This is a genomic window from Embleya sp. NPDC025285, from assembly GCF_055558835.1.
The window spans coordinates 23,017-40,524 of record NZ_JBVHLU010000001.1 but is presented as its reverse complement, the minus strand read 5'-3'; the positions used below and the strand labels follow the sequence as shown (position 1 = coordinate 40,524).

Annotated in this window: 12 protein-coding genes; 3 read left to right on the top strand and 9 right to left on the bottom strand. The window is 71.4% G+C overall.

What is annotated here, in order from left to right; translation table 11 throughout:
• Positions 1 to 65: 65 nt before the first annotated feature.
• Entirely contained in the window at positions 66 to 1,685 is a 1,620-nt protein-coding gene (locus ACZ4FV_RS00155) for a hypothetical protein (RefSeq protein ID WP_395869346.1), read from the top strand.
• Between the two features lie 54 nt (positions 1,686 to 1,739).
• The gene (gene def / locus ACZ4FV_RS00150; RefSeq protein ID WP_395869348.1) at positions 1,740 to 2,417 is read left to right on the top strand and encodes a peptide deformylase; all 678 of its coding nucleotides are present in this window, start codon (positions 1,740 to 1,742) and stop codon (positions 2,415 to 2,417) included.
• Between the two features lie 129 nt (positions 2,418 to 2,546).
• Here the strand turns inward: def and ACZ4FV_RS00145 are convergent, their stop codons facing one another.
• Positions 2,547 to 5,399: a vitamin B12-dependent ribonucleotide reductase gene (locus tag ACZ4FV_RS00145; protein ID WP_402229447.1), complete on the bottom strand. Its 2,853-nt coding sequence runs from the start codon at positions 5,397 to 5,399 to the stop codon at positions 2,547 to 2,549.
• Positions 5,400 to 5,517: 118 nt separating this feature from the next.
• Positions 5,518 to 6,012, bottom strand: coding sequence for a transcriptional regulator NrdR (gene nrdR, locus ACZ4FV_RS00140; RefSeq protein ID WP_395869352.1), 495 nt, complete (start codon positions 6,010 to 6,012; stop codon positions 5,518 to 5,520).
• Between the two features lie 629 nt (positions 6,013 to 6,641).
• On the opposite strand from nrdR, the gene lexA reads away from it, so the two are divergent.
• Positions 6,642 to 7,352 (top strand): transcriptional repressor LexA, encoded by a 711-nt coding sequence (gene lexA / locus ACZ4FV_RS00135; protein WP_402229620.1) that lies wholly within the window; start codon positions 6,642 to 6,644, stop codon positions 7,350 to 7,352.
• Between the two features lie 95 nt (positions 7,353 to 7,447).
• On the opposite strand, the gene ACZ4FV_RS00130 is transcribed toward lexA, so the two are convergent.
• From ACZ4FV_RS00130 to ACZ4FV_RS00100, 7 genes are all read right to left on the bottom strand, one after another.
• Complete coding sequence (locus ACZ4FV_RS00130; protein ID WP_402229449.1) at positions 7,448 to 9,490, bottom strand: ATP-dependent DNA helicase; 2,043 nt, start codon at positions 9,488 to 9,490, stop codon at positions 7,448 to 7,450.
• Between the two features lie 108 nt (positions 9,491 to 9,598).
• Entirely contained in the window at positions 9,599 to 10,549 is a 951-nt protein-coding gene (locus ACZ4FV_RS00125) for an SGNH/GDSL hydrolase family protein (protein WP_465321457.1), read from the bottom strand.
• 117 nt (positions 10,550 to 10,666) lie between these two features.
• On the bottom strand, positions 10,667 to 11,524 hold the full coding sequence (locus tag ACZ4FV_RS00120) for a carbon-nitrogen hydrolase family protein (protein ID WP_395869357.1): 858 nt from the start codon (positions 11,522 to 11,524) through the stop codon (positions 10,667 to 10,669).
• A gap of 87 nt (positions 11,525 to 11,611) precedes the next feature.
• Complete coding sequence (locus ACZ4FV_RS00115; RefSeq protein ID WP_395869359.1) at positions 11,612 to 13,474, bottom strand: IucA/IucC family protein; 1,863 nt, start codon at positions 13,472 to 13,474, stop codon at positions 11,612 to 11,614.
• Positions 13,398 to 14,867 carry a lysine N(6)-hydroxylase/L-ornithine N(5)-oxygenase family protein gene (locus tag ACZ4FV_RS00110; RefSeq protein WP_465321456.1) on the bottom strand — a complete coding sequence of 490 codons (1,470 nt, stop codon included), beginning with the start codon at positions 14,865 to 14,867 and terminating at the stop codon, positions 13,398 to 13,400. Before ACZ4FV_RS00110 ends, ACZ4FV_RS00115 begins: the two co-directional genes overlap by 77 nt.
• A complete protein-coding gene (locus ACZ4FV_RS00105) occupies positions 14,864 to 15,541 on the bottom strand; it encodes a GNAT family N-acetyltransferase (RefSeq protein WP_395869363.1) in 678 nt (225 codons plus the stop codon). The genes ACZ4FV_RS00110 and ACZ4FV_RS00105 overlap by 4 nt, the downstream gene beginning before the upstream one ends.
• A 28-nt stretch (positions 15,542 to 15,569) precedes the next feature.
• Positions 15,570 to 17,366 carry an IucA/IucC family protein gene (locus tag ACZ4FV_RS00100; protein ID WP_395869364.1) on the bottom strand — a complete coding sequence of 599 codons (1,797 nt, stop codon included), beginning with the start codon at positions 17,364 to 17,366 and terminating at the stop codon, positions 15,570 to 15,572.
• Positions 17,367 to 17,508 lie beyond the last annotated feature (142 nt).

Sequence of the window (17,508 nt, the reverse complement as noted above, 5' to 3'; positions counted from 1 at the left end):
ATCCGGTGTCCTACCTCAGTGCCCACCTGCACCTCATCGGCCCCGATCTGAAAAACTAGGCCGTCATGACACATGCTCTGGACGGCCGCATACCCCTCGGGGAGCCCACGTCGGATGCGGGCGGCACCGCTCGCCGCACCCGGCGGCGGCACCTGCGCGGGGTCCTGATCGCCGTCGCCGAGCATCCCTACGTGATCACCCTGGCCCTGGTCGGCCTGCTGACCGTGCTGGGCATCAACGGCGCCGACTGGCCCGCGCAGATCTTCCGTGCCTGGCTGGTGCGCGACCACGGCGCCGTGCTGTGGAACAACCAGTGGTACGGCGGACACCTGCTGCCCGGCTACAGCGTGATCACCCCGATCCTGGCCGGCGGGATCGGCACCCGCCTGCTCACCGCGATCTCCTGCGTCGCCGCGGCGTGGGCGTTCTCCCGGCTGCGGCTGGGCCGCGGCGACCTGGCCCGGCGGGTGGGCAGTTGTTGGTTCGCGGTGATAGTCAGCATCGAGTACCTGATCGGGCGGACCCCGTTCGTGCTCGGCGTCGCCGCCGGGCTGATGGCGATCCTGGGTGCCCGCTCCGGGCATCGCGCGTGGGCGGCGGTCGCGGCCGGGTTCTGCGGCCTGGCCAGTCCGCTGGCCGCCGCGTTCCTGCTGATGATCGCGCTCGCCTGGGTACCCGCCGAGCGGGTGTGGGCGACCCGGTTCAGCCTCGCCCCGGCCGTGATCGGCCTGGTGATGTCCCTGATCTTCCCCGGCGGCGGCGACTTCTCCTTCCCGCTGTGGCGGTTCGCCGCGATCCTGGGCTTCGCCGGAGTGGGCCTGGCCCTGGTCCCGCGCACCGAGGTCAGCGCGCGCCGCTTCCTGTGGTTGTACGCGCTGTCCTCCACCGTGCTGTTCATGATCCCCAGCGCGGTCGGCGGCAACGCGGCCCGGCTCGGCGAGTTGTGCGCCGGCCCGCTGATGGCCGTGGTGCTGCTCTCGCTCGGCCGCCGGCGCCTGGTGGTGCTGCTCGCCATCCCGCTGCTGGCCTGGCAGTTCTCCTCGGCCGGCAAGGCGGTGGCGTTCAACAACCAGGACAGCACCGGCAAGAAGGCCGGCTACTACACCGGCATGCTCGACTTCCTGGAGCGCGCCAACCTGCCGGTGGGCCGGATCGAGATCCCGTTCACGCGCGGCCACTGGGAGACGGTCTACGTCGCCGAGCACATGCCGCTCGCCCGCGGCTGGGAGCGCCAGCTCGACCGCGCGCACAACACGGTGCTGTACGGCCCCACCCTGGACGAGGGCCAGTACCACGCGTGGGTGCGCGAGACCGGCGTGCGCTTCATCGCGTTGCCCGACGTGCCGCTGGACCCCTCCGCCAAGCGCGAGGCGGAGATCCTGCGCGCCGGCGCCGACTGGCTGGTGCCGGTGTGGTCCGACCCGCACTGGGTGATCTGGGAGGTGGCCGACCCGGTTCCGCTGCTGGACGGCCCCGGTCAGCTCGTGGACATCTCGCCCAGTGGCTTCACCCTGCTCGCCCAGCAGGCGGGCACCTTCACCGTGCGCATCCACCGCACGAGCTGGTTCGTCGCGGACAAACCCAACACGAGCATCGGCGAGACCGAGGATGGCTGGACCGAGATCACCGTCACCGAGCCCGGCGAGGTCACCATCAAGGCGAAGGCGTCGGCCGTTCTGCCGTGACCGGGCCGGTAGGGTGATTCGGGTTCATGCCCTGGTGGAAAGGTAAGCAAACCGATGGCCGAGCACCACGACCACTCCAGCCACGATCACCACGATCACGAAGAAGGCCGGATCTTTGTGATGGGCCGCCCGGTGGACGCGTACCCCGCCATGGCGCCCGAGGCCGCCCGCGGCAAGGTCCTGCGCGTCACCGTGGTCGGCGAGGACGTCCTGCACCGACCCTGCGCCGAGATCACCGAGTTCGGCACGGAAGAGCTGAACACGCTGATCGACGACATGTTCCTGACCATGTACGTCGCCGACGGCGTGGGCCTGGCCGCGAACCAGGTCGACGTCGGCATCCGGCTGTTCGTGTACGACTGTGTCGACGAGGACGGCCACCGGCACGTCGGCCACCTGATCAACCCGGTCCTGGACGAACTGCCCGCGACCGAGCGGCACCTGGAGGAGGCGGGCGAGGGCTGCCTGTCCGTCCCCGGCCCGCACGAGGACCTGGCCCGCCCCGACCGCGCGATCGCGCGCGGGGTGGACAAGGACGGCAACCCGCTGGTGATCGAGGGCGAGGGCTACTTCGCCCGCTGCCTCCAGCACGAGACCGACCACCTCAACGGCTACCTGTACATCGACCGCCTCTCCAAGCGCGAGCGCAAGAACGTGCTCAAGGAGATGGAGTCGATGCGCGACGAGGTCTTCGCCAAGCGAGACGCCAAGGCCAAGCAGCTCGCCGGCTGACCCACCGCGGCCGACCGGCCCTTCGCGGGCGACCGCGACGGACACCGCACGAGCAACACCGAAAGGGGCGGGGAACCGGTATCACCGGTTCCCCGCCCCTTTCAGGCGTTCACCTCACCGACCTCGAGGTCAGCTGCAGCCGCTGGTCGAGCCGCATCCCTCGCACACGTAGCAGCTGCCGGCCGGGCGCATCTTGATCCCGCAGGAGAAGCACAGCGGGGCGTCCGCGCTGCGGCCCTGGCGGGCCTCCAGCAGTTCGGTCGAGGAGTGCACCGCGGCGGGGACCGGCTTGAGGTCCGGGGCCTTGAGCGCGGCGTCCACCGGCGCGGACTGCGCGAGGGTGCGCATGTCCTCGGCGGCGGCCGGCTCGTCCGGCTCGTAGGAGCCGGTCTCCAGGTGCCGGGTACGCTCCGCGGCGGAGTGGATGCCCAGCGCCGAGCGGGTCTCGAACGGCAGGTGGTCCAGCGCCAGCCGGCGGAAGATGTAGTCGACGATCGACTGCGCCATCCGCACGTCCGGGTCGTCGGTCAGCCCGGCCGGCTCGAAGCGCATGTTGGTGAACTTGGAGACGTAGGTCTCCAGCGGCACGCCGTACTGCAGGCCCACCGAGACCGCGATCGAGAAGGCGTCCATCATGCCCGCCAGGGTCGAGCCCTGCTTGGACATCTTCAGGAAGACCTCGCCGAGGCCGTCGTCCGGGTAGGAGTTGGCGGTCATGTAGCCCTCGGCGCCACCCACCGAGAAGGACGTGGTGATGCCGGGACGACCCTTGGGCAGGCGCTTGCGCACCGGGCGGTACTCGACGACCTTCTCCACCACGGTGGCCGCGGTCGACTTGCCGTCGTCCGCCTTGCCCTTGTTCTCGCCCTTGCCGGCCGAGAGCGGCTGGCCGACCTTGCAGTTGTCGCGGTAGATCGCCAGCGCCTTGATGCCGAGCTTCCAGCCCTGGAAGTAGATCTCCTCGATCTCCTCGACGGTGGCGTCCTCGGACATGTTGACCGTCTTGGAGATCGCGCCGGAGATCCACGGCTGGATCGCCGCCATCATCCGTACGTGACCCATCGGCGAGATGGTGCGCTCACCCATCGCGCAGTCGAACACCTCGTAGTGCTCGAGCTTGAGGCCGGGCGCGTCCACCACGTGGCCGTGCTCGGCGATGTGCTCGATGATCGCCTCGACCTGCTCGGGCTGGTAGCCCAGCCGGCCCAGCGCCCGGGCCACCGTACCGTTGACGATCTGCATCGAGCCGCCGCCGACCAGCTTCTTGAACTTCACCAGCGCCAGGTCGGGCTCGACACCGGTGGTGTCGCAGTCCATCATCAGGCCGATCGTGCCGGTCGGGGCCAGCACCGAGGCCTGCGCGTTGCGGAAGCCGTTCTTGTCGCCGAGCTTGGCGACGTCCTTCCACGCCTTGGTCGCCAGGTCCCACACGGGGGTGTCCAGGTCGTCCATGCGCTTGCCGGCGTCGTTGGCCTCGGCGTGCAGGCGCATGACGCGCTTGTGCGGCTCGGCGTTGCGGGCGTAGCCGTCGTACGGACCGACGATGCCGGCGAGTTCGGCGGAGCGCTTGTACGCGGTGCCGGTCATCAGCGAGGAGATCGCGCCGGCCAGCGCGCGGCCGCCGTCGCTGTCGTACGCGTGCCCGGTCGCCATCAGCAGCGCGCCCAGGTTGGCGTAGCCGATGCCCAACTGGCGGAAGGCGCGGGTGGTCTCGCCGATCTTCTCGGTCGGGAAGTCGGCGAAGCAGATCGAGATGTCCATCGCGGTGATGACCAGCTCGACGACCTTGGCGAACCTGACCGCGTCGAACGTGTCGTCCTCGCGCAGGAACTTCATCAGGTTCAGCGACGCGAGGTTGCAGGACGAGTTGTCCAGGTGCATGTACTCCGAGCACGGGTTGGACGCGGTGATCCGGCCCGACTCGGGGCACGTGTGCCACTTGTTGATCTCGTCGTCGTACTGGATGCCCGGGTCGGCGCAGGCCCACGCCGCCTCGGCCATCTTGCGGAACAGCGCCTTGGCGTCGACCGTCTCCAGCACGTCGCCGGTGAGCCGGGCGCGCAGGCCGAACTCCTTGCCCTGCTCGACCGCGTTCATGAACTCGTCCGAGACGCGGACCGAGTTGTTCGCGTTCTGGTACTGCACCGACGCGATGTCGGCGCCACCGAGGTCCATGTCGAAGCCCGCGTCGCGCAGCGCGCGGATCTTCTCCTCCTCCTTGACCTTGGTGTCGATGAAGTCCTCGATGTCGGGGTGGTCGACGTCGAGCACGACCATCTTGGCCGCGCGGCGGGTCGCGCCGCCCGACTTGATCGTCCCGGCCGAGGCGTCCGCGCCGCGCATGAAGGAGACCGGGCCCGAGGCGTTGCCGCCGGAGGTGAGCAGTTCCTTGCTGGAGCGGATCCGGGAGAGGTTCAGGCCGGCGCCCGAGCCGCCCTTGAAGATCAGGCCCTCTTCCTTGTACCAGTCCAGGATCGAGTCCATCGAGTCGTCGACCGACAGGATGAAGCACGCGCTGACCTGTTGCTTCTGCGCGGTGCCGACGTTGAACCAGACCGGCGAGTTGAAGCTGAAGATCTGGTGCAGGAGGGCGTGCGCCAACTCGTGCTCGAAGATCTCCGCGTCGGCGGGGCCGGCGAAGTAGCCGTTCTCCTCACCGGACTTGCGGTAGGTCTTGACGACCCGGTCGATCAGCTGCTTCAGGCTCCACTCGCGCTGCGGCGTGCCCACCGCACCGCGGAAGTACTTGCTCGTGACGATGTTGACCGCGTTCACCGACCAGGAGTCGGGGAACTCGACGCCGCGCTGCTCGAAGTTGATCGAGCCGTCGCGCCAGTTGGTCATGACGACGTCACGACGCTCCCAGACCACCTCGTCGTACGGGTGGACGCCGGGGGTCGTGTACACGCGCTCGATCCGCAGGCCCTTGCCGGGTCGTGACCGGCCGGAACCGCGTGCTGAGCCGCTCGTCGTCTCTGTCATGCCGTCTCCTCTTTTGAACAACGCCGTGGGCAGGCGGAAACGTCCCGGGGGATGTCCGCCGACCGGTCGGGTGGTCCGTCGTTCGTGTGCTACCGAAATTGATTTCTGGTGATCGCGATCAGTCCGAGGCGGGACTGTCCGCCGCGTCCACGGGCACCGCGGGCTCCGCGCGACCGGCGCGCAGCAGCGCGACCTCGGCCTCGAAGTCCTCCAGGGACTCGAAGGCCCGGTACACGGACGCGAACCGCAGGTAGGCGACCTCGTCGAGCTCCCGCAGCGGGCCCAATATGGTCAGGCCCACGTCGTGGGTGGTCAACTCGGCGCAGCCGGTGGCTCGTACCGCCTCCTCGACCCGCTGGCCGAGCAGGGCCAGCGCGTCGCCGGTGACCGGGCGGCCCTGGCACGCCTTGCGCACCCCGGCGATGACCTTGTCCCGGCTGAAGGGTTCGGTGACGCCGCTGCGCTTGATCACCGTGAGCGAGGCGGTCTCGATCGTGGTGAAGCGCCGTCCGCAGTCGGGGCACGAGCGACGACGCCTGATCGCGGCGCCGTCGTCGGTGGTCCGGCTGTCCACGACGCGGCTGTCCGCTCGCCGACAGAAGGGGCAGTGCATGCGGTTCCCTCTCCCCCTCGTTGAGACGCAGGTCGTCCGTGTTGCTCGTGCGCGCCGCGCGCGGTATGGCGAAGCGTGCCCGGGTTGTTGCCGCGCCCTCGCCCCGGGGTCTCCGCGTGGGGCCCGTCCGGTGCGCTCCGGGAATATGGTATATACGGCAACCACAACTTGTGGGTTCCTTTAGCGACCTCGACCACAAGATGTAGTGGCTACGGTAGACCGCGACCCCGAGCGCTGCAAGCCGACGCGCAGACACTCGGAGAGCCCGTGGTGACCTCTCGTCATCCCCGCAGGTCACCGCCCGACGTCCGGCGAAAATTAACCCGGCCGGCCGCGTGTCGTGGCACACGAGCCACGGATGCCACATATCGGGCAGTCGAAACGAGCGTTTTCCCCGAGCCGAATTCGAATGTATGTACGATTACTACAGCGGGAACCGAATGATCGCCACTGGATTGGCCTAAATTCACTCGAACGTGTGTTTGGCGCAACCTTTCGAACCCGACTACCGTTCTCCACGTGCGAGCAATCCGTCGAAAGGGCCAGCCGTGACCGGAGAAGCCACCGGAGCCATCCACCCCGGAATCCGCACCGAAAGTCTCCCCGTGAAACACCCGCACAGCACCACCGTGCCGCCTCCGGCGCCCGCCCCGGGCACCGAGAACGGGCAGGTCCAGGGTGGTTCGACGCGGCGTCCGGCGGGGGGGCTGACGCCGCGCCAGACCCGTGTCCTGGAAGTGATCCGCACCTCCGTGGAGACACGCGGATATCCGCCGAGCATGCGCGAGATCGGCGAGGCGGTCGGCCTGTCGAGCACTTCTTCCGTCGCGCATCAACTGATGGCCCTGGAACGCAAGGGCTATTTGCGCCGTGATCCGCATCGCCCGCGCGCCTATGAGGTGCGTTCGCCGGACGGCGGTCGCCCGCTCGCGCCGGCCGGGCCGCACGCCGAACGCGGTGCGCAGGCCGCGTCCTACGTGCCGGTGGTCGGTCGGATCGCGGCCGGTGGCCCGATCCTGGCCGAGCAGTCCATCGAGGACGTGTTCGCGCTGCCGCGCCAGCTCGTCGGCGACGGCGACGTGTTCCTGCTCAAGGTGAGCGGCGACTCGATGATCGAGGCCGCGATCATGGACGGCGACTACGTCGCGGTGCGCCGCCAGCCGGTCGCCGAGAACGGCGACATCGTCGCCGCGATGATCGACGGCGAGGCCACCGTCAAGCGTCTGCGGCACCGGGACGGGCACCGCTGGCTGATGCCGCACAACCCCGCCTACGAGCCCATTCCCGGAGACGAGGCGACCATCCTGGGCCGCGTGGTGGCCGTCATGCGACGGGTCTGAGATGACCGGGGACATCGACATACCGGCAGCGGGCGGTCGTACGGCGAGAGTTCGCCGTACGACCGCCCGTCTCGCGTTCGCGACACGGTGACGCTTCAGGCGCTGTCGTCCTTGTCGATCGCGGCCAGCGAGCGGCGCACCTGATTGCGGTCCTCGGTGTACCACAGCGGCGGCATCGAGGACCGGAAGAACCCGCTGTAACGGGCGGTGGCCAGCCGCGGATCGAGCACCGCCACCACGCCCCGGTCGTCCATCGCCCGGATCAGCCGGCCGGCGCCCTGCGCCATCAGCAGCGCGGCGTGCGTGGCCGACACCGCCATGAAGCCGTTGCCGCCGTTCTCCTGCACCGACTGCGCCCGCGCGCTCATCAGCGGGTCGTCCGGACGCGGGAACGGGATGCGGTCCATGACCACGAGTTGGCAGGACGGCCCGGGCACGTCCACGCCCTGCCACAACGACAGCGTGCCGAACAGGCACGTGCGCGGCTCGGCCGCGAATCGCCGCAACAGCTCCGCCAGCGAGTCGTCGCCCTGGCACAGGATCGGCATCTCGAGCCGCTCGCGCAGCGCCTCGGTGGCCGCCTCCGCGCCGCGCCGCGAGGAGAACAGGCCCAGCGCCCGCCCGCCGGCCGCCTCGATCAGCTCGGCGAGCTCGTCCAGGGTGTCCGCGCTCATCCCGTCCCGGCCCGGCGGCGGCAGATGCCGCGCGACGTAGAGGATGCCCTGCCGGGGGTAGTCGAACGGCGAGCCCACGTCCAGGCAGCGCCACGCCGCCAGGTCCGCGTCGGTATCCGGGTCCGCGTCCTCGTCCGGCTCCTCGCCGTCCCCCGGATGCACCGCGACCTCGGTGGGCACCGGCGCGGGCTCGTCGGTGAGCAGCCCCTCGGCGGTCAGCCCCAGACTGCCCGCCACGCCGCGGAAGTCACCGCCGAGCTTGAGCGTGGCCGAGGTGAGCACCACGGTGCGGTCGCCGAACAGCGCCTCGCGCAGCAGCCCGGCCACCGCGATCGGCGCCACCCGCAGACAGGCGCCGGTGCGCTCGTTGCGCTCCAGCCAGATCACATCGTGCGGCGAGCCCTTGAGGATGCGCTCGCAGGTGTCGTGGATGTGCTCGACGCCGGCCAGCGCCTGCCGCCGGGCCGCGTCCTCGTTGCTCAGCGACTTGTCCCGGACCTCGCCCAGCGAGGTGATCACGCCCCGGCTCGCGTCGCGCAGCGCGGACACCGTCCAGCCCAGATCCGGGTCCACCTCGCGCAGTCGGCCGGGCTCGCGCCCCTCCATGGTCTTCTTGAACGCCTCCGAGGCGGCGTCCAGGTTGTCCACCGCGCCCTCGTTGGCCAGCTTGCCCGCGCGGCGCGCGGCGCGGTCCACCGCGCTCAGGCTCAGCTCGGCGGTGGCCACCCCGGTGGCCCGGCCGGCGAACTCGTGCGCCTCGTCCACGATCAACAACTCGTGCTCGGGCAGCACCGGCGCGTCCTCCAACGCGTCGATGGCGAGCAGCGCGTGGTTGGTGACCACGATGTCGGCCTGCTTGGCCCGCTCCCGCGCGGCCTCGGCGAAGCAGTCGTCGCCGTACGGGCAGCGCGAGGCGCCCAGGCACTCGCGCGAGGACACCGACACCTGGGCCCAGGCCCGGTCGTTGACGCCCGGGCTCAGGTCGTCGCGGTCGCCGGTCTCGGTGTCGTCGGCCCACTCGCGCAGCCGGACCACGTCCTGGCCCAGCCTGCTCGTGGGCGCCGGGTCGAAGAGCACCTCGCCCTCGTCCGGCGGACCGTCGTGCAGCCGGTGCAGGCACAGGTAGTTGCCGCGGCCCTTGAGCGTGGCGAAGGTCGGCGAGCGGCGCAACATCGGCCGCAGCGCCTCGACCGTGCGCGGCAGGTCGCGCTCGACCAGTTGACGCTGGAGCGCGAGCGTCGCGGTGGCGACCACGACCTTGCGCCGCGCGGCGAGCGCGGGCACCAGGTAGGCCAGGGACTTGCCGGTGCCGGTACCCGCCTGGACCAGGAGGTGTTCGGCACGGGCCACCGCGCCGGAGACGGCCTCGGCCATGGACACTTGTCCGGGCCGCTCCGCTCCGCCGACGGCGGCAACGGCGGCGTGCAGGAGTTCGGTCAGCTCGGGACGGTCGGAGTCGCTCATCGGGCGACAAGCCTAGATGCTCCGACCGACATCGCCGACCGCGCGGCCCGCTTCGTCCGGCTTCTCCCGCGAGGTCGTGTCCCGGTGTCGGGCCCGCCCGGACCCGGGTCAGCCGAGCTTGGCGAGCACGGCCTTGGACATGCCCTCCTGGCCGAGCGCGTTGGGGTGCACCTGGGCGCCGGGCGACTCGGGCTTGATGCCCTCGATCCACTTGGTGCCGACCGGCCGGCACACGTCGTGGCCGGCCGAGCCGGCGTAGGTGTCCACGTACTCCGTGCCCTGCTTGGCCGCCTCCTTGGCGATCATGTCGTTCAGCGCCGGCACCACCTTGCGCAGGTAGGGCAGGTCGCCCTCGGCGACCGGGACCTGGGCGGGGCACGAGGGACCGCTCTCCGGCAGGATCGTGGGATAGCCCACGACCAGGATCCGGGCCTTGGGCGAGCGCTCCTTGATCCCGGCGATGGTGGCGGCGATCTTCGGCGCGGTGTCCGCGATCCGCTTGGCCAGCTCGTCGTTGCCGCCGCCGGCGTACTTGTCGGTGCACGGCTGGGTCGAGGTGGTGCTGCGGCTCTGGATCACGCACGTCGTGACGATCTCGGAGAAGCCGATGTCGTTGCCGCCGATGCCCAGGGTCACCAGCGCGGTGTCCGGGCGCAGCGCGTCGAACTGCGGCGGCGGCGAGCCCTGGGTCTGCTGACCCGCCGTCATGTCCGGGGTCCTGGCGCCGCCGCAGGTGACGTCGACGAAGCCGGCGATGTTCTTCTGCTTGGCCACCAGGTGCGCGTAGTTGCTCTCCGAGCGGCTGCACCCGGGCGGCGCGGTGGGCACGATCACGGGTATCTTCACGCCCGCCGCGTACGAATCGCCGAGCGCGACATAGGTGGCCCCGCTCGCGGCAACCGGCAGCGCGCTCGGCGCGGTGCCCTTGTCCGCCGCCGGCACGCCGGCCTTCTTGTCGGCGGACGCCGCCTTGTCGTCGGAGTCGTCCGAGCAAGCGGACAGCGCGACGAGCGCCGTCAGCGCGGCCAGACCCGCGATCGCCCTGCGAGTTGTGCGCACGTGCGCTCCCCTCCGTCGTGCCGGCTCCCGTTACCCGTCGGTAGGTCCCGGTCCGGTGAGACTAGGGTTTCCCGCGCGCGGTTTCCAGCATCCGCCGGTCACGAGCCGGTGCGGGTTTCAGTCCAGCTTGATCGTCTCGCGCCGCTGACCGGCCCCCGGGCGCCGGGACGCGGGCAGGTCCTCCAGCATGGTCAGGCACTCGCGCGCGGCGTCGATCTCGATGTCCTGGAAGGTCGCGGCGACCACGTCCACCCGTTCCCCGTCCGCCTCGATCACCACCCGTCCGTCCGGCCCGTACACGCCGCTGCGGCCGCACGCCGGGCCGAGCACGGTGTCGCCGATGTGGTTGGCGACCACGGTGTAGCAGGTGTTCTCCAGGGCCCGGGCGGCGAAGTACAGATCGCGGCGGTGTTCGCCGTCGCCGCGCGTGTAGACCCCGGGGCACAGGTACGCGTCGCATCCGTCGTGCACGGCGGCGCGTACGTGCTCGGGAAAGCTCACGTCGTAGGCGCTGCCCAGGCCCAGGCGCCAGCCGGCGATCTCGATCGTGCAGCCGTGGTCGCCCGGGAGGAACAGTTCGCGTTCGTCGTGCCACAGGTGCTGGCGGTCGTAGGCCACGTGCGCGTCGCCGTCGCGGCCGATCACCACGAGCGAGATGGTCCGCCCGCCCGCGCGGCGCACCGCGGCGCCGACCACCGCGACCGTACGGGTGGCGTAGCAGGCGGCCTGGAGTTCACCGAGCCGGGTGTCGCCGGGCACGATGTCGCACGGTTTGACGTCGGGTCGGAACAGGTCGAGGTCATAGCCCGACAGGAACAGTTCCGGCAACACCACGACATCGGCACCGGCCGAGGATGCGAAGCGCACGAGTTGCGCGGCCGTGGCGACATTCGCGGGGATGTCACCCGGCCGCGCCTGGGCCTGTGCGGCGGCGACCCTCAGCGGTTGCCTCGCGTTTTCGGCGACGTCGGTCACCCGCCGCATTCTGGCATCGTGATGGGGATCACACCATCGGCAAACCGGACAGGTTGTTCGCGACCCGGTCGCGGCGTGCGGTGCGCCTCACATGCACAGCGCGTTGGGCACGCTCCCGTGCGCGCCCACGTGCGGACGCGTGGGGCGGTCCCGGTAGCCGTCCAGAAGCAACCGATTGCGGTTCAGGCACAGCCGCTCGATCCGCGGGGTGAGCAGGTCGAACAGCTCATGCCGGTCCTTGAGTTCGGGGAACGCCGCCTGGTGGTCCAGGATCTCCTCGCGCACCAGCGCCCAGAAGCCCTCCTGCGGGACGCCCAGGTGTTGGGCCGCGAGATCGGCCAGGTAGCGGTGGTGGCCGACCAGCAGCGCGGCGTGGATGAACTGGCACAGGTAGTCCGGCCGTTCCCGAAGCAGCACCGCGGCGACCTCGACGGGCAGTTCGGCCAATTCGGGCAGCGGCTGATCGCTGATGTTGACGTCGTCGACGAAGTCCTTGATCGCGAGCCGGACCGGGACGTCGTGCTCGTCGAAGACCACGATCGCGTTCTCGCCGTGTGGGGAGAACACCAGACCGTACTTGTACAGGCAGTGCAGCAGCGGCGGGAGCAGCGCGTGGAAGAGCCGGCGCAGCCACACCCGGGGCGCCAGTTGCGAGCGTTCGATCAGTTCGGCGACGAACGGCCGGCCGTCCGGGTCCACGTGCAGCAGCGACGCCAGCGTGCGGGCGCGTTCGCCCGGGTCCAGGCGCGGGGCCAGTGGTTCGCGCCAGATCGCGCCGAGCAGTTCGCGGTACTGGTAGGGCACGCCCGGCAGTTCCTCCAGGACCGGGTGGCGCACGGTGACCGACGCGGTCTCGCCGAGCATGATCACCCGGCACTCGTCGCGCAGGAACGGGTCCGCGTCGCGCAGCCCCAGCACCCAGTCGGTGACGGCGGGCGCGGCCAGCGTGCGTTCGCTGGGCAGGCCGCGCCACACCAGTGTGTTCAGCACCGACAGCGGCAGCTTGACGGTGCGCCGGGCGGGCCGGTCCAGGTTCAGGAAGGTGCGCACCGACTGCTGCGCGAGGTGGTGATCCTCCGCCTCGCCCAGTGCGATGATCGCACCGGCGGCGATCTGCGGCGCGAACAGCGTCGCGATCGTCTCGTCCCACTGCCACGGGTGCACCGGCAGCCAGTGGAAGTCGTCCGGGTCCCAACCGTGCGCGGCCGGCACCCGACGAAAGCGCTCGATCGTCTCCGGGTCCAGTTCCTCGGCGTACAGCCGCGCCCGGTCCAGCCCGGGCACCGCGCGGTAGACGGCCAGGTCCCGGTGCACCGCGATCCACGGCAGCCGCAGCGGACGTCGCGCCTCCGGCGGGTATTCGCGCGCGTCGCTCGCCGAGAAGCCGACCCGGCCCTTGTTCGGCACGATCCACGGATGGCCGGTCTGGTGGCCCTCCAACTCGGCGTAGCCCAGGTCGGCCAGTGTCGCGGCGCTCTCCGCGCTCGCCGCGCTCGCCGCGTCGGCGGCCAGCGTCGCGGTCAACTCGCGCACCAGGTGGCCCGCGGTGTCCCCGCTCAGCCCGATCACGGTGTGCGCGTCCAGCAGGAACTGGAGCATGTCCTCTGCCGGGTCGGCGCCGCCCTCCCATTCGCGCACTACCGAGGCGGGGTCCACGTGCCAGGCGTCATAGGCGCCGCGCCGGGCCCGGAAGCGGTAGTGCACGTCGCCGGAGACGTCCACGGTGTAGGTGTCGCCGTCGGCGACGGGGCCGAGCAGTTCCTCGTAGGCGAACTCGGCGAGCGCCTTGGCGATCATGTCCCGGTTGACCCGGCGCCAGAGGTCCCGGTCACCGGCGGCGCCCGGTCGCGCGCCGGGGACCCGGGACGCGGGCTCAGGCGCGGCGGGTCGGGTGCCCTGGTGCGGCAGTTCGGCCTCGATGGGCCCCGCTGCCGGGTTCGACTGCGACATTGCGTACCTCTGCGGGGTCGGTCGCGCTCCGTCGGTGCGGCCGGCGCACGGGCTCGGTGTCGCCCGCGGCCAGGCCGAACGTGGTGAACGCGGTGCGGATCGGCAGCCGGTAGACCGCGCTGCCGCACACGGAGTTGAGAATGGTCGCGGCCCGGTGCGCGCCCAGGCCCAGGTCGGGTGTACCCACGCCGTGTGTGTGCAGCTCGGCGTTTTGCGCGTACAGCCCGCCGGTGACGTGCTCGGCGAGCTCGACGCGATGGTCCAGGTCGATCAACGGCCGGCCTGCGTCGTCACGCGCGATCAGGTCCTTGAGCGGATCCAATATCGCCGGATGCCGCGGCGCGTACCCGGTCGCCAGCACGACCCGGTCGGTGCGCACGGTGAAGGCGCGGTCCTGTTCGCCGTGCCGACAGCCCAGTTCCACCCCCTCGCCGGTGGTGCGCGCGGCGGTCACCGTGACATCGGGCATCAAGGTGGCGCGCACCCGCCCGCCCGCGATCCCGCGCTCGTAGAGCTCGTCGTGGATCGCGGCGATGGTGTCCGCGCTGATCGCCTTGTACAACTGCCACTGCTCGGGCACCAGGCGGTCGCGGACCGGCTCGGGCAGCGCGTGGAAGTAGCGCGTGTAGTCGGGCGTGAAGTGCTCCAGGCCGAGCTTGGAGTACTCCATCGGGGCGAACGCGGGCGAGCGGGTCAGCCAGGTCAGGCGCCGGTTCGGTCCGCGCCGGCGCAGCAGGTCCAGGAAGACTTCGGCGCCGGACTGCCCCGAGCCCAGTACCGTGACGTCCTCGGCGTCGGTGAGGTCGGCCCGGTGGCCGAGGTAGTCGGCCGCGTGCAGCACGCTCTCGCCGAGCAGGCGCGCGAACGGCTCCGGCACCACCGGCTCGGTTCCGATGCCCAGCGCCACGTGCCGGGCGTGCACGTGATGCCGCACGCCGGTCCCCATGTCGCGGAACTCGACCCGGTACAGGTCGCCTTCCCAGCACACCGAGGCCACGTCGCTGCCGAACCGGCAGGCCGGCAGCGACTCGGCGACCCACCGGCAGTAGTGGTCGTACTCGCGGCGGGGCACGTGCAGCCGCTCGGCGAAGTAGAACGGGAACAGCCGGTCGTGCGCGCGCAGATAGGCCAGGAAGGACCACGGGCTGGTCGGGTCGACCAGGGTGACCAGGTCGGCCAGGAACGGCACCTGGAGCGTGGTGCCGTCCAGCAACAGCCCGGGATGCCAACTGAACGCGGGGGCCCGGTCCAGGAACAGCGTGCGCAGCGGCTCGACCCGGTCGGCCAGCGCGGCGAGCGCGAGGTTGAACGGCCCGATGCCGACGCCGACCAGGTCGTACACCACCGCGCCGGGATCGGGCGCCCGGCGCGGGGCGGGCAGGCGTTCGGTCACCGTCGGGCACCCGATTCCCGCACGCTGCGCGCTCGCATCATCAACGCGGCGGTCTTGTCCGGGAGTTCGACGTCGCCTGCGTGCCGGAAGCCGGCCCGGGCGAAGGCCGCCAGCGACGCGTGGTTGCGCACGTCCGGTTCGCCGACCACGCGCATCGTGTCGGGGGCGGCGCGCAGCACCAGTTCGGCGACCGCGCGCAGCAGCAGCGAGCCGATCCCGCACCCGCGCCGGGCCGCCGGGCCGACCAGCAGGTGGATCCCCACGTCGTGCGGGCGCGCGGGGTAGTGCCGGGCCAGGTCGTCCAGGTCGGCGCGATACAGCTCCCAGTAGCTGATCGGCTCGTCGTCCAGGCAGCCCAGGTAGGCGTTGGTGTGGGTACCCGCGGCCTGGGTCGCCAGGTGTCGGCGCACCACCTCCTCGTCCCCCGCCAACTCCCACCAGGGGGCGATGGCGGGGTCGTTCATCCACGCGTGCAGCAGCGCCAGGTCGCGCTTGGGGTGGATCTCGTGCAGCGAGAACCGGCCCACCGGAAGCGGGACCGCTCCCCAGCGCGCCGCCTCGGCGAGCGGTCCGGTCAGCCCCGCGCGCGGGTGCCGGGTGGCCAGGCGCACGGTCTCCGCCTCGGCGAGCGCCGGCTGATCGGTGGTGCGGGACGACAGGGATGACGGGCTCATACGGGGACGGAACCTCCTGGGACCGGGCTCACGCCGGGGCGTCGGCGAGCGGGTTGCGGATGTGCACGTAGATCGACTGCGTCGCCACGGGACCGACGAGTTCGTCGAGGCCGTGCAGTCGGGTCATCAGGTTGGCCTTGCAGCGCGGCCTGGGATCGGTGAGCAGCGAGCGCGCCGCGCCGGAGGTGGACGCGTGGCCGGCGAGCAACGCGCGCAGGCGGGCCAGCAGCACCGACTCCTCGACCAGGCCCTGCGCGCCGAACGCGCCGATCAGGCCGAGCAGGTTGTTCACGCCCAGGTAGTAGGCCAGCCGCTCGTCGGCGATCTCGTCCGCCACCACGGTGTCGCTGGCCACCCCCGCGGCGGGCAACCGGCGGGCCAGGTCGCCCGCGCGCGAGGCGCGGAAGTAGTAGCCCTGGTTGTCCCGGTAGCGTCCGCCCACCGGCAGGCCGTCCGCGTCCAACAGGACCAGGGTGTTCTGCTGGTGCGCCTCCAGCGCGATGCCCGCGTGCCGGTCCAGCCACAACACCGGTTCGGCCACCACCGCCAGGTAGCGCTCGAACCACTCCTCGGCGACCGAGGCCGGTGCCCGCCCGGTGCGCTCGGCGAGCGCGTGTACGTATCCGGCCAGCCGCGAGGGGCCGATCCCGGGCCGTTCGGCCACCAGCGCGGCCACGCACGAGACCCGCTGGTCGACCGCGAACGGATTGGCCCGCAGCACCAACTCCAGGCCGGCTGCGGGTCGGTCCTGGCGCGGGTACGACTCCGGCGGCGCCACCGAGATCCAGGCCGGATCGCGGACGATGTCGAAGGCGGGGTGCACGGACCGCAGTTCGTGCTCCAGGCCGGAGCGCAGCAGGCGGTGCACCTCGATCCCGCGCAGCAGTTCCTTGGGCAGGTTCTCCCGGCGCGAGTTGGTGATCCGCAGGCCCAGCGAGAGCTTGAGCATCACCTCGGCGTCGGGCCGATAGACGGTGCGCACCGACGAGGTGGGATGCCACGGGGCGCCGGCCGGGCCCAGCGCGCGCAGCCGACCCGCGTCGAACAGCGCCCGCAGATGCGGGCGCTCGGGCAGGTCCCGGGCCTGCCACGGGTGGGCGGGCACCAGCACGGTGCCCGCGGGCGCGCGCAACTCGCCGGCGAACTCGGCGAGCACCTCGGCCGCCTCGCGCTCCAGCGCGCTGTCCTGCGCGACCAGGTCGGCGTCCGCGGCGAACCAGTGCAGCGCGAAGGAGCCGCGCAATTCCGGCGACCACGCGGCGTCCTCGTCCGGGTCGAGCCGGTCTCGGCTCTTGGGCGTGGGGTGCATCGGATGGCCCAGCACCAGTGACTGCTCGGCGGCCAGGAACGGCGCCGTACCGGGCGGGTCCTCGGGGTGCGCGCGGCGGTAGGCGATGTAGCGCTCGGCGCGGGTGACCGAGTCGGCCACCCGGATCGCGGTGTCTCCGCACGCCCCGCCGGCCTCGCGCGCCCCCGCGCCGGCCTCGCGCTCGCTCGCCTCCTGCGCGCTCGCCTCGTCGCCCAACAGCAGCGTCAGCGTGACCGCGTTCAGCGGGCCCTCGTCGATCAGGCGCGGGGCGCCGAAGCGGTGCCACCCCGAGGGCGACCAGTAGTGCACCGGCACCGTCAGGGTTCGGCCGATCGCGGGCAGATCGATGGTCAGCATGCTCGACTCCGGCTCGGGCAGCGCGCGTTCGCGCACCCAGCAGCGGAGCAGGCATTCGACCGTCGCCCCGTCGGCGGCCCGCCGGGTGTCCGGCGCGTCGAGATGGTCCGTTTCGGGATCCGTCCGCACGGCGGACGGATCGGGACCCGCGATGGTCATCGCTGCTCCGTGTGGTGTCGATCGACCCGGTGGTCGATGCCCGTGTATGGGCGTGCTGTCGGGATATGGAGATTTCGACCCGTGTCGATTGTTTGGCGCGAAAGGTCGCAAACATGCGAGGCGCGCGGAACCGAGGATTGTT

Excerpts from the sequence above, each read along its gene's own strand:
- ACZ4FV_RS00155 (WP_395869346.1), top strand. The coding sequence starts at position 66 with ATGACACATGCTCTGGACGGCCGCATACCCCTCGGGGAGCCCACGTCG.
- ACZ4FV_RS00115 (WP_395869359.1), bottom strand. The coding sequence starts at position 13,474 with ATGTCGCAGTCGAACCCGGCAGCGGGGCCCATCGAGGCCGAACTGCCG.
- ACZ4FV_RS00130 (WP_402229449.1), bottom strand. The coding sequence starts at position 9,490 with ATGAGCGACTCCGACCGTCCCGAGCTGACCGAACTCCTGCACGCCGCC.
- nrdR (WP_395869352.1), bottom strand. The coding sequence starts at position 6,012 with ATGCACTGCCCCTTCTGTCGGCGAGCGGACAGCCGCGTCGTGGACAGC.
- ACZ4FV_RS00105 (WP_395869363.1), bottom strand. The coding sequence starts at position 15,541 with ATGAGCCCGTCATCCCTGTCGTCCCGCACCACCGATCAGCCGGCGCTC.
- def (WP_395869348.1), top strand. The coding sequence starts at position 1,740 with ATGGCCGAGCACCACGACCACTCCAGCCACGATCACCACGATCACGAA.
- ACZ4FV_RS00145 (WP_402229447.1), bottom strand. The coding sequence starts at position 5,399 with ATGACAGAGACGACGAGCGGCTCAGCACGCGGTTCCGGCCGGTCACGA.
- ACZ4FV_RS00100 (WP_395869364.1), bottom strand. The coding sequence starts at position 17,366 with ATGACCATCGCGGGTCCCGATCCGTCCGCCGTGCGGACGGATCCCGAA.